General features: G+C 74.8%; 9 protein-coding genes and 1 pseudogene. 9 read left to right on the forward strand and 1 reads right to left on the reverse strand.

Translation table 11 applies throughout. The annotated features are described in order from the left end of the window. The first annotated feature begins 29 nt into the window (after nucleotides 1-29). The 8 genes and pseudogenes from DQ238_RS15830 to DQ238_RS15865 all read left to right on the forward strand — a co-directional run bounded on the left by DQ238_RS15830 (nucleotide 30) and on the right by DQ238_RS15865 (nucleotide 7,165). The gene (locus tag DQ238_RS15830) at nucleotides 30-614 is read left to right on the forward strand and encodes a peroxidase-related enzyme (RefSeq protein ID WP_113782224.1); all 585 of its coding nucleotides are present in this window, start codon (nucleotides 30-32) and stop codon (nucleotides 612-614) included. A 371-nt stretch (nucleotides 615-985) separates the two neighbouring features. After that, the gene (gene ftsZ, locus DQ238_RS15835; RefSeq protein WP_113782225.1) at nucleotides 986-2,272 is read left to right on the forward strand and encodes a cell division protein FtsZ; all 1,287 of its coding nucleotides are present in this window, start codon (nucleotides 986-988) and stop codon (nucleotides 2,270-2,272) included. Between the two features lie 133 nt (nucleotides 2,273-2,405). Beyond that, nucleotides 2,406-3,137: a peptidoglycan editing factor PgeF gene (pgeF, locus tag DQ238_RS15840; RefSeq protein WP_199506384.1), complete on the forward strand. Its 732-nt coding sequence runs from the start codon at nucleotides 2,406-2,408 to the stop codon at nucleotides 3,135-3,137. A gap of 35 nt (nucleotides 3,138-3,172) precedes the next feature. Next, nucleotides 3,173-3,925 (forward strand): YggS family pyridoxal phosphate-dependent enzyme, encoded by a 753-nt coding sequence (locus DQ238_RS15845; RefSeq protein WP_199506385.1) that lies wholly within the window; start codon nucleotides 3,173-3,175, stop codon nucleotides 3,923-3,925. A 659-nt stretch (nucleotides 3,926-4,584) separates the two neighbouring features. Next, nucleotides 4,585-4,866, forward strand: a pseudogene (locus tag DQ238_RS23845) (cell division protein SepF); the annotation flags it as partial. 54 nt (nucleotides 4,867-4,920) lie between these two features. Beyond that, nucleotides 4,921-5,217, forward strand: coding sequence for a YggT family protein (locus DQ238_RS15855; RefSeq protein ID WP_113782227.1), 297 nt, complete (start codon nucleotides 4,921-4,923; stop codon nucleotides 5,215-5,217). 103 nt (nucleotides 5,218-5,320) lie between these two features. Continuing rightward, entirely contained in the window at nucleotides 5,321-6,055 is a 735-nt protein-coding gene (locus tag DQ238_RS15860; protein ID WP_113782228.1) for a DivIVA domain-containing protein, read from the forward strand. A gap of 309 nt (nucleotides 6,056-6,364) precedes the next feature. Further along, nucleotides 6,365-7,165 carry a hypothetical protein gene (locus DQ238_RS15865; RefSeq protein WP_147263098.1) on the forward strand — a complete coding sequence of 267 codons (801 nt, stop codon included), beginning with the start codon at nucleotides 6,365-6,367 and terminating at the stop codon, nucleotides 7,163-7,165. A 208-nt stretch (nucleotides 7,166-7,373) separates the two neighbouring features. Here the strand turns inward: DQ238_RS15865 and ileS are convergent, their stop codons facing one another. Further along, nucleotides 7,374-10,577: an isoleucine--tRNA ligase gene (gene ileS, locus DQ238_RS15870; RefSeq protein ID WP_233496010.1), complete on the reverse strand. Its 3,204-nt coding sequence runs from the start codon at nucleotides 10,575-10,577 to the stop codon at nucleotides 7,374-7,376. A gap of 127 nt (nucleotides 10,578-10,704) precedes the next feature. On the opposite strand from ileS, the gene DQ238_RS15875 reads away from it, so the two are divergent. Further along, on the forward strand, nucleotides 10,705-12,216 hold the full coding sequence (locus DQ238_RS15875; protein ID WP_113782231.1) for a potassium/proton antiporter: 1,512 nt from the start codon (nucleotides 10,705-10,707) through the stop codon (nucleotides 12,214-12,216). Nucleotides 12,217-12,234: the final 18 nt, after the last annotated feature.

A 12,234-nucleotide genomic window follows, 5' to 3' on the forward strand; every position in this document is an offset into this window, starting at 1 on the left:
GCCGCTGACGCGGCGGGGAGGCTGGGCCGGTGACCACTGCGCCGATCAGCCGCTTCCCCGTGCCATCCCACGACCAGCTCGCCCCCGAGCTGCGCGAACGCTACGCCGAGGTCGAGGAGCGCTCGGGCTTCCTGCCCAACGTCTTCGCCGCGCTGGCCTGGCGCCCGGCCGAGGCCGCCGCGTTCTTCGCGCTGCACGACGCGCTCATGGACAAGGAGACCCCCGGCCTGTCCAAGGCCGACCGGGAACTGGTCGTGGTGGCCACCAGCGCGGCCAACGACTGCCTCTACTGCGTGGTCGCCCACGGCGCGATCGCCCGGGTCCGCGCCCGCGACCCGTACATCGCCGACCAGGTCGCCGTCGACTGGCGCAAGGCGCCGCTGCCGGAGCGGATGTCCGCGGTGCTCGACGTCGCCGTCCGGCTGGCGACCGAGCCGGTGACGGTCACCGCCGCCGACCTCGACCGGCTGCGCGGGCACGGCCTCACCGAGGACGACGTGTGGGACGTCGGGGCGATCGTGTCGCTGTTCGCGCTGTCCAACCGGCTGGCGCACTGGGCCGCGATCCCGCCCAACGAGGAGTTCTTCCTGCTGGGGCGCGTCCCCCGCAGGTGACCGCCTCGCCCGAGGCGACCCCGCGCCGATCCGGTCGCGGCCGGGAGGGGCCGCACCCGGACCCCGGGGACGACACGCGCGGTGCCGCGACACGCCCGGCGCTGCAGGCGACTTCGCGAGTTCCTGCGCCCGGGCGTGTCCCGGCCCTCGACCTGGACATGAGACGTCCCGGGCGCGGGTCGTCACGCTGGGTGGTGCTGGAGTGACCAGCGGGTCGGGTGGGACCGGTGGGACCGCGCCGGTTCGACACGCCGCGTCCGAGAGGGTGCTTGTAGGGCCCGCGGAGGCGCACCTAACTTCGTCCGCGTCGACCCAGTTGACATAACTATAAGGCTTTACTTGAGGATGAGGGTCGAGGTCGGGAGCCCCACATGACACCTCCGCACAACTACCTCGCGGTCATCAAGGTCGTCGGCATCGGCGGCGGCGGGGTGAACGCGGTCAACCGGATGATCGAGGTCGGCCTCAAGGGGGTCGAGTTCATCGCCATCAACACCGACGCGCAGGCGCTGTTGATGAGCGACGCCGACGTCAAGCTCGACGTCGGCCGCGAGCTCACCCGCGGGCTGGGCGCCGGCGCGCAGCCGGACGTCGGCCGGCAGGCCGCCGAGGACCACCGCGAGGAGATCGAGGAGGTGCTCAAGGGCGCCGACATGGTCTTCGTGACCGCGGGTGAGGGTGGCGGCACCGGGACCGGCGGTGCGCCGGTCGTCGCCTCCATCGCCCGCAAGCTGGGCGCGCTGACCATCGGCGTGGTCACCCGGCCGTTCTCCTTCGAGGGCAAGCGGCGGGCCGTGCAGGCGGAGGCGGGGATCGAGGAGCTGCGCAACGAGTGCGACACGCTCATCGTCATCCCCAACGACCGGCTGCTGCAGCTGGGTGACCGCAACGTCAGCGTCATGGACGCCTTCCGGACCGCCGACCAGGTCCTGCTCTCCGGTGTCCAGGGCATCACCGACCTGATCACCACGCCCGGCCTGATCAACCTGGACTTCGCCGACGTCAAGTCGGTCATGTCCGGCGCCGGATCGGCGCTCATGGGCATCGGCAGCGCGCGCGGGGACAACCGGGCGCTGCTGGCCGCCGAGCAGGCCATCGCCAGCCCGCTGCTGGAGGCCTCCATGGAGGGCGCCCACGGCGTGCTGCTGTCCATCTCCGGCGGCTCGGACCTCGGCCTGTTCGAGATCAACGAGGCCGCCTCGCTGGTCTCCGACGCGGCCCACGCCGACGCCAACATCATCTTCGGTGCGGTCATCGACGACGCCCTCGGCGACGAGGTGCGGGTGACCGTCATCGCCGCCGGTTTCGACGGTGGCAGGCCCACCGGCCGCAAGGACGCCGGCGTCGCCTCGGTACCGACCGCGGCCCCGGTCGCCTCGCCGTCCCCCTCGCGGCTGCCCCTGCACCCGCAGCCGGTGACCGCGGCCGGGTCGGCGCCCACGGGTGAGCGGCTGGTCGGCTCGGTCCCGGCTCCGCAGGCGCAGGCCAACCCGCCCTCGGCGTCGCAGCTGCCGCCCCGTCCGCCCGTCGCGGCTGGCGGCGGCATCACCGTCCCCCCGCTGCCGCCCGTTCCGGGTGCCGCGGGTACCGGCCGCCGCCCGCTGTCCGACGAGGACTTCGAGGAGGAGCTCGACATCCCGGAGTTCCTGCGCCAGTGAAGAAGGACCCCCCTGCCCCCCACCGCTCGCAGGCTCGCGGCGGGTCTCTGCAGGTGGGCCGCTGTCCTCCCCACCCCTCGCAGGCTCGCGGCGGGACCCTGCACGGGGCCGCCGTCCTCCCTGGGACGGGGCCATGAGCTCCACCCCGGCCGCCCCGCAGGCGGTGCGACCCCGGCGGGTCGTCACCGACCGACGGGGCGGCCGGTCCCGTTCCCCGTACGACTCGTTCAACCTCGGCGACCACGTCGGAGACGACCCGGCCGACGTGGCGGCCAACCGGGTCCGGCTGGCCCGCGAGCTCGGTGTCGACGCGGACCGGCTGGTGTGGATGACACAGGTCCACGGCGCGGGCGTCGCCGTGGTCGACGGTCCGGTCGCCGGGCCGCTGCCAGACACCGACGCCGTGGTCACGCGGACACCGGGGCTGGTGCTGTGCGTGCTGGTCGCCGACTGCGTGCCGGTGCTGTTCGCCGACCCCGTCGGCGGGGTGGTCGCCGCGGTGCACGCCGGGCGGGAGGGCGTCCGGCAGGGCGTCGTCCCGGCCGCGCTGGCCGCGATGGCCCGACTCGGCAGCCGGCCCACCGACGTCGCCGCGCTGCTCGGCCCGGCCGTCTGCGGCGCCTGCTACGAGGTGCCCCGCGCGCTGCAGGCCGAGGTGGCCCGGGTGGCGCCCGCCGCGGCGGTGCGCACCCGGAAGGGCACCCCGGGCCTGGACCTGCGGGCCGGGCTGGCCGAGCTGCTCCGCGGGGCCGGTGTCGGCCAGGTGGTGCACGACCCGCGGTGCACCGCCGAGGACCGCCTGCTGTTCTCCCACCGCCGCGACCGGGTGACGGGCCGGCAGGCCGGCGTCGTCTGGCTCGGCTGAGAGAGGACCCTGCAGGGAGGGCCACGACCAACGGGATGATCGTCGCCGTGAGCACCCCGGCCGACCGTCTCCAGGCGGTCCGCGCGCGCATCGCCGCCGCAGCCCGCGCCGCCGGTCGCGACCCCGCGTCGGTGACCCTGCTGGCGGTGAGCAAGACCTGGCCCGCGGCCGCCGTCCGGGAGCTCGCCGCGCTCGGGCAGGCCGACTTCGGGGAGAACCGCGCGCAGGAGCTCTCCGCCAAGGCCGCCGAGCTCGCCGACGCCCCGCTGCGCTGGCACTTCGTCGGCCAGCTGCAGCGCAACAAGGCCGCTGCCGTCGCCCGGCTCGGCGCCGTCGTCCACTCGGTGGACCGCCTGCCCCTCGCCCGGGCGCTCGCGCGGGTCGGTGCCGAGCGCGGGCGGCCGGTCGAGGTGTTCCTCCAGGTCGACCTCGGCGGACCGGAGGGCGAGCTGGCCGCCCGCGGTGGCGTCGACCCCGCAGCGGTGCCGGCGCTGGCCGACGCGGTGGCCGCCGAGGAGGGCGTCGTCCTGCGCGGGCTCATGGCGGTCGCCCCCCGCGGCGGCGACCCGGCGGCGGCGTTCGCCCGGCTGGCCGCCCTCGCCGAGCGCGTGCGGGCCGACCACCCCCGGGCGCGGGAGCTCTCCGCCGGCATGAGCGCGGACCTGGAGACGGCGGTCGCCGCCGGCAGCACCCTCGTGCGTGTCGGAACCGCGCTCTTCGGGCAGCGCCCCCTACCCTCCCCGGAGGACGAGTCACACCAGTCACACGGGCCACAGCAGCCCGGGTGAGCGACGCGCGGCAACCGCAAGGGGGAGGGCCGATGGCCGGAGCCATGCGCAAGATGGGCATCTACCTCGGGCTCGTCGAGGACGACGACGCCCGCGCCTACGGCCGGTACGAGGCCCGGCAGTCCGACTCCGCCGACCGGTACGACCGGCACGAGGAGCACCGGTACGGCCGCTACGCCCCCGAGGACGCCTACGACGACCACTACGACGACGCCGACCGCTACGGCGACCCCGACTACCGCGCCGACTACCGCAGCGACGCCCACCGAGCCGATCCCCACCGAGCCGATCCCCACCGTGCCGATCCCCACCGTGCCGATCCCCACCGTGCCGATCCCCACCGTGCCGATCCCCACCGTGCCGATCCCCACCGTGCCGACGACTACGAGGCCGACCTGGAGGCGGACCTGCCCCCGGCGCCCGACCCCGAGCCGGCCGCCCTGCCCCGCCGCCCCGGCTCGGGCCGCAACCTGGGCCTGGCGCCCTCCGCCGGCCCCGCCTCGCCTCGCCTCGGCGGGCTGGCCGGCGCCGGAGCCGGCCAGCTGCCCGGACCGGGCGCCAGCGGCGCCACGGCCGTCGGCGCGGCCGGGCTGGCCGTCCGCGAGCCGGCCGCGGCCGCTCCCGAGCCGGCGCCGACGCCTGCCCCGGCTCCCGCGCCGCAGCCCTACCGGATCACCACGCTGCACCCGCGCACCTACAACGAGGCCCGCCAGATCGGCGAGAGCTTCCGCGACGGGATGCCGGTCATCATGAACCTCACCGAGATGGAGGACGCCGACGCGAAGCGGCTCGTGGACTTCGCTGCGGGTCTGTCCTTCGGGCTGCGGGGTAGCATCGAGCGCGTCACGAACAAGGTGTTCCTGCTCAGCCCGAGGGACGTCGACGTGACGGCCGAGGACAAGGCCAAGATCCGCGAGGGCGGGTTCTTCAACCAGTCCTGAGGCCCCGAGCAGGACGCAGACCGGCACGCGACGTGCCCTGGACGAGCGAGGACCGTGGCTCTCTTCTGGCAGATCGTCTCGTCGGTCCTGTTCGTCTTCCTCGTCCTGCTCTTCGCGCGGTTCGTCATCGACTGGGTCATGGTGCTGGCACGGAGCTGGCGGCCCTCGGGGATCGTGGCGGCCGGTCTGGAGGTCGTCTACGCCACGACCGACCCGCCGCTCAAGGCGATCCGCAAGGTGATCCCGCCGCTGAACCTGGGGACGATCCGGCTGGACCTCGGGTTTATGGTGCTCTTGATCGCCGTGTACATCCTGCGTGGCATCACGACCTCGCTCGCCGCCGCCGCGTGATCGCTGAAGCCGTCGGGGCTGGCGACGCCGGAGGCCGGGTGCGGTCGGCCGTCGCCTGTCCGACTCCGTCCCTGTCCCCGCTGTCCGCCCCGAGGTGAGCCCGATGCCACTCACACCCGCCGACGTGCACAACGTCGTCTTCAAGAAGCCGCCGATCGGCAAGCGGGGCTACGACGAGGACGAGGTGGACGCGTTCCTCGACGTGGTGGAGGCCGAGCTGGCCCGGTTGATCGAGGAGAACAACGAGCTGCGCGCGGGCTCGGCGACCGGTCGCACACCCCGCGCCGAGGCCGCCGAGCCGCCGGCCCCCACTCCCACCCCGGCGCCCGCCGCCGCGCCGCCACCCCCGCCCGCCCCGCGGGAGGACGACAGCGCCCGCGCGTCGCGGATGTTGGCCCTGGCCACCGAGACCGCCGACCGGTACGTCAACGAGGCCAAGGCGCAGGCCGACCAGATGGTGGTCAGCGCCAAGACCAACAGCGAGCGCATGGTCACCGACGCGCGGGCCAAGAGCGAGCAGATGGTCAGCGAGGCCAAGATGCGCGCCGACTCGATGGTCAGCGACGCCCGCACCCGCGCGGACACGATGGAGCGCGAGGCCCGCGCCAAGGCCGCCGCCCTCGACCAGGACGCCGAGCGTCGGCACGCCGAGGTCATGGGCTCGCTGGAGGAGAGGCGCGGCAGCCTGGAGCGCAAGATCGAGGAGCTGCGCACGTTCGAGCGCGAGTACCGCACCCGGCTGCGTTCCTACATCGAGTCGCACCTGCGCGACCTGGACAGCCGCGGCTCGGCCGAGCCGGCGGTGGGCAGCCGCCAGACCCAGCACGCGACCGCCTGAGAGAGGGCCCCGGCCCCCAGGACTCGTAGAAGGACCCCGTCCTCCCCACCGCTCGCTCGCGGCGCGGCGGGTCCCGGACGAGGCCAGCGGTGCCCTGGAGGAGGCCGACGCCAGGAGAGGGCCGCCCCGGGACGGGCCGCCCTGGAGGGCCACCGCTCGGGGACGCCGACGGGGGGCCCGGCGCGGAGTCCGGCCGGCGCAACCGTCCGACGACACCCTCCCGACAGAGGCCCCGGACGAGGTCCGAAGGCCCTTGTGGCGTCCGGTCGCCGCGGCGAGCACGGCGGGGGACCCGACTACAGTCGGCGCGTGGTCCTGGCGGCGAGCCTGTTCGTGCTCCTCGGCCTCGGCCTGTTTGTCGCCGGCTTCACCACCGAGACCACGGCTTTCTACTGGGCCTGCGTGGTCTCCTGCGCGCTCGCCGCCGTCCTGCTGCTCCTCGCACGGGTGCGAACGGCCCGGGAGGACCCTTCCCTCGCCCGCCCGGCTCCGGACAGCGAGCACGCTCCCGGCGCCGAGCCGCGGGTGGTCACCGGATCCCGTGCGGGTCCGGAGTCCCGGCCGGTCATCGAGCCCCAGGTGGCCCGCCGACCCGCCGGCCGGGCGGCTCAGGACTCCCCACCGGCCGGCGGGCCGGCGGGCCACTCGCCCGCGGGGCGTCACGCGGCGGCCGCGGACGGCCTCGAGCCGACCGCGACCGACCCCGGCCGCACGGTGCCGCCCCGAGGCGCCTCCGCGTACCGGCCGTCGACCGAGTCCCGCGAGGTCCCACCCCTGCCGCGGCGGCCGGGAGCGCACGAGGCACGGAATCCGGCGGCCCCGGACCCCGACTCCGCCGACGGCGCCCGCTCCGACAGGGGCGAACCGGCCGAGGAGGAGGTGGAGGTCACCGACCTGCTGCTGGTGGTCGACCTGGTCGACGACGTGGTCGTCGTCGACGAGCACCCGCGCTACCACCTGGCCGGGTGCCCGTACCTCGCCGGCCGGACGTCGGTGCTGCTGCCCATGACCGAGGCGCGCGCCGACGGGTTCAGCCCCTGCGCCGTCTGCCGGCCGGTGCGGCACCTCGCCGACACCGAACGCTCGCGCCGGGCCGCCCGCGGCAGCTGAGAAGGGACCCCTTCCTCCCCATCCCTCGCATGCTCGGGGACGCCCGGGAAGGGGGCCAAGCTCGGGGACGCCCGGGAAGGGGGCCAGGCTCGGGGACACCGAGGAGGGTGGCCCCCTCCAGGCGCGGCCCCGTCCGGGGCAACCCCCGAGCGTGCGAGGGGATGCGGGGCGGGGTCCTGCCATGAAGGGCTGGGGAGGGGGCCTTTCCTCAGCCGGTCGTGCGGGCCACCCAGAACCGGGAGCCGGCCGGGCCCTCGACGCCCGAGCCCTCGCCCGCGGTACCCGCGTGCACCCGCACCGCCAGCACCTCGGCGGCCACCTGCTCGCCTTGCTCGGTCAGCGCCCGTGCCACCTCGCCGTCCGCCGTCCACCACAGCTCGATCCGGTCGCTGACGGCCAGCCCGCTGTTCTTGCGCGCCTCCTGCACCAGCCGCACCGCCTCGCGGACCAGGCCGGCCCGCTCCAGCTCCGGGGTCAGCTCCAGGTCCAGCGCCACGGTCAGCCCGCCGCCGCTGGCCACGGTCCAGCCCTCGCGCGGCGTCTCGGTGACCACCAGGTCGCCCTCCTCCAGCGGCACGGTCGCGCCGTCCACGTCGACGGACGCCGTCCCCGCGCGGTAGGCGACCACCAACGCGCCCGGGTCGGCGGCGGCGACCGCCCTGGCCACCGCCTGCACCTGCTTGCCCAGCCGCCGCCCGACCGCGCGGAAGTCGACCTTCACGCTGACGTCGACGAGGTCGCCACCGACCGCGGAGAGGTCCATCAACTCCGCCACGTTGAGCTCGTCGGCCACCTCGGCGACCAGGTCCCGGGGCAGCGACGACCAGCCCGGCGCCGCCACGACCGCGCGGGCCAGCGGCTGCCGGGTGCGCACCAACGCCTTCGTCCGGGCCGACCGGCCCAGCTCGACCAGCCGGCGCACCAGCGCCACCTGCTCCACCAGCTCCGGGTCGCGGGCGTCGGCGTCGGCCTGCGGCCAGGCGGCCAGGTGCACCGAGTCGGGGGCGTCCACCAGCCCCGGGGCCACCGCGCGGGCCCACACCTCCTCGGTGATGAACGGGGTGAACGGCGCCATCAGCCGGGTCAGCCCGTCGAGCACCTCGTGCAGCGTGGCCAGCGCCGCCGGGTCGCCGTCCCAGAACCGGCGCCGCGAGCGGCGCACGTACCAGTTGGACAGGTCGTCGACGAACTGCGCGAGCAGCCGCCCGGCGCCGGCGGTGTCGAAGTCCTCCAGCGCCGCGGTGACGCCGTCGGTGACCTCGGCGAGGGTGGCCAGCGCCCAGCGGTCCAGCAGCGGCCGCTCCGCGCGCGCCGGAGCAGGAGAAGCGGCCGGGTCCCAGCCGTTGGTCTCGGCGTACAGGGTGAAGAAGCTCGCCGTGTTCCAGTAGGTCAGCAGCACCTTGCGGACCACCTCGGACAGGATCTCGTGCCCGATCCGGCGGGCCGACCACGGCGAGCCGCCGGCCAGCATGAACCAGCGGACGGCGTCGGCGCCGTGCCGGTCCATCAGCGGGATCGGCTCGAGGATGTTGCCCAGGTGCTTGCTCATCTTCCGGCCGTCCTCGGCCAGGATGTGGCCCAGGCACAGCACGTTCTCGTAGGAGTTCCGGCCGAAGACCAGCGTGCCGACGGCCATCAGCGAGTAGAACCAGCCGCGGGTCTGATCGATCGCCTCGCAGATGAACTGCGCCGGGTAGGCCGCCTCGAACTCCGCCTCGTTGCGGTACGGCGCGCCCCACTGGGCGAACGGCATCGAGCCGGAGTCGTACCAGGCGTCGATGACCTGCGGCACCCGCCGGTAGGTGCCCTCCTCGCCGGGCAGCGTGAAGGTGACCTCGTCGATGAACGGCCGGTGCGGGTCCAGACCGGACAGGTCGCGGCCGGTCAGCTCCGACAGCTCGGCCAGCGAGCCGACCACGAGCACCCGGGACGGGTCGGCGTCGTTGCGCCAGATCGGCAGCGGCGTGCCCCAGTAGCGGTCGCGGGAGAGCGCCCAGTCGACGTTGTTGCGCAGCCAGTCGCCGTAGCGGCCCCACTGGATGGTCTCGGGGTACCAGTGCGTCTGCGCGTTCTCGGCGAGCAGCTGGTCCTTAATCGCACTGGTGCGGATGTACCAGGACGGCTGCGCGTAGTACATCAGCGGCGTGTGGCAGCGCCAGCAGTGCGGGTAGCTGTGCTCGTAGCGCTGCTCGCGCCACAGCAGGCCGCGCTCCTGCAGATCCGCCACCAGCGCCGGGTCGGCCGCCTTGAAGAAGTGCCCGCCGACCAGCGGGATCTCGGACAGGAAGTGGCCGGTCGCGTCGATCGGGTTGACCACCGGCATCCCGTAGGCCCGGATGACGGCGAGGTCGTCGGCGCCGAACGCGGGCGCCTGGTGGACCAGCCCGGTGCCGTCGTCGGTGGTCACGTAGTCGGCCAGGACGACGTAGTGCGTGTCCTCGCCGGCGGGGAAGTCGACCAGGTCGAACGGACGACGGTAGTGCACCCGCTCCCAGTCCCGGCCGGGAGTGCGGGCCAGCACCTCCACGTCGTCGAGGTCGCCGAAGACCGAGGCCAGCAGCGGCTCGGCGACGACGAGCGTGTCCGGGTGGGCGGGGTCCTCGGTGGATCGCGCGACCACGTAGGTGACGTCGGGGTTGACCGCGACCGCGGTGTTGCTCGGCAGCGTCCACGGCGTCGTCGTCCAGACCAGCAGGTCGGCCCTGCCCGCCCACTCGCCGCTGGTGACCGGCAGCCGCACGTACACCGACGGGTCGGTGATCGACTCGTAGCCCTGGGCGACCTCGTGGTCGGACAGGCCGGTGCCGCAGCGGGGGCAGTACGGACTCACCCGGGAGTCCTCGACCAGCAGACCCGCCTCGTCGACCTGCTTGAGCGACCACCAGACGCTCTCGATGTAGGTGGGGTCCATCGTCCAGTAGGCGGTGGACAGATCGACCCAGTAGCCCATGCGGCGGGTCAGGTCGGCGAAGTCGGCGACGTGCCGCACCACCGACTCGCGGCAGCGGGCGTTGAACTCGGCGATGCCGTAGCGCTCGATGTCGGGCTTGCCGACGAAACCGAGCTCCTGCTCGACGGCGATCTCGACCGGCAGGCCGTGGCAGTCCCAGCCGGCGCGGCGCGGCACGGACCAGCCCCGCATGGTCTTGAACCGGGGGAAGACGTCCTTGAAGGCGCGCGCCTCGATGTGGTGGGTGCCGGGACGGCCGTTGGCGGTGGGCGGCCCCTCGTAGAAGTTCCACTGCGGACGGCCGGCGGAGGCCTCCAGCGAGCGGGCGAAGACCTTGTCGGCCTCCCAGCGACCCAGGATCTCCTGCTCCAGAGCGGGCAGGTCGACCTGCGGGGGCATGGCGCGGAAGCGCCCGGAGGGCGGTCCGGAAGGCGCCGCGCGGAAGGGACCGGGAGAGCTCACGCCGTCCATCATCCCCGAGCCGCCCGGCGGGCCGGCGGCTGCGGTCCTCGTCACCGGCCCGCCGACCCGGAGGGCCCGGGCCGGCCCGACGCGTACGCCAGACTGCGGAGGTGGGCAGGGGCGCGCGGTGAACACGGCGGTCACCGTGGCGCTCGCCGTGGGGGCGGTCGTCGTGCTCGTCGCGGCGGTGGCCCTGCGGCTGGCCGACCGGCTGGGCCTGCCCAGCCTGCTGCTCTACCTCGCCCTCGGCGTGGCGCTCGGGGAGAGCGGTCTGGGCATCCAGTTCGAGGACTTCGCGCTCACCCAGACCCTCGGCGTGACCGCCCTGGTCGTCATCCTCGCCGAGGGCGGCCTGACCACCCGCTGGACCGACGTCCGCCGGGCGGTCGGGCCCGGGCTGGCGCTGTCGACCATCGGCGTGGTGGTCAGCGTTGCAGGGACGGCGGCCGTCGCCGTGTGGCTGCTGGACCTGGACTGGCAGTTCGCGCTGCTGCTGGGCGCGGTGGTCAGCTCCACCGACGCCGCGGCGGTGTTCGCCACGCTGCGCCGGCTGCCGCTGCCGCGGCGCATGGTGGCCGCGCTCGAGGTGGAGAGCGGCCTCAACGACGCCCCGGTGATCCTGCTGGTCGTCGTCCTCGCCGACTCGCTCACCGGCGGGACGAGGCCCGCCTGGTGGTTCACCGTGCTCGAGGTGGTCGGCGAGCTCGTCGGCGGCGCGGTCATCGGCGTGGCCATCGGCGTGGGCGGGGCGGCGCTGCTGCGCCGCTCGGCGCTGCCGCTGTCCGGCTTCTACCCGCTGGCCACCCTCGCCCTCTGCGTGCTCGCCTTCGCCCTCACCGACCTGCTGCACACCTCCGGTTTCGTCGCCGTCTACCTGTGCGGGCTGGTGCTCGGCAACGCGGCCCTGCCGCACCGGGCAGCCAGCATCGGCTTCGCCGAGGGCATGGCGTCACTGGCCCAGATCGGGCTGTTCGTGCTGCTCGGGCTGCTGGTCTCGCCCGAGCGGCTGCCGGGGGCGCTCGGCCCGGCGCTGCTGGTCGGCCTGGCCCTGCTGCTGCTGGCCCGCCCGCTGTCGGTGGCGTTGAGCCTGGTCTGGTTCGGCATGCCGTGGCGGCAGCAGGCGTTCATCTCCTGGGCCGGGCTGCGCGGCGCCGTCCCGATCGTCCTGGCCACGTTCCCGCTGACCGCGCAGGTGCCGGGGGCGACCCGGATCTTCGACACCGTCTTCGTGCTGGTCGTCGTCTTCACCCTCGTGCAGGGCCGCTCGCTGCCGTGGGTGGCGCGGCGGCTGGCCATCGCCACCCCGTCGACCCCGCGGGACGTCGCCGTGGAGTCCGCGCCGCTGGAGTCGCTGGACGCCGAGCTGATGCAGCTGACCGTGCCCGACGGGTCCCGGCTGCACGGCGTCTACCTGCCCGAGCTGCGGCTGCCCGAGGACGCCGCCGTCGTGCTGATCGTGCGCGACGGGCGGTCCTTCGTGCCCGGTCCCACCACCCGGCTGATGCGGGGCGACCAGGCGCTGCTGGTGTCCGCACGGCGGTCCCGATCGGAGGCCGAGCAGCGGCTGCGGGCAGTCAGCCGCGCCGGCCGGCTGGCCATGTGGCGCGGCGAGACCGGCGCGGCCACCGGTACGGACTGAGAAAGGACCTCCTTGCCC

This window comes from Geodermatophilus sp. TF02-6, assembly GCF_003319115.1.
Lineage (GTDB): Bacteria > Actinomycetota > Actinomycetes > Mycobacteriales > Geodermatophilaceae > Geodermatophilus.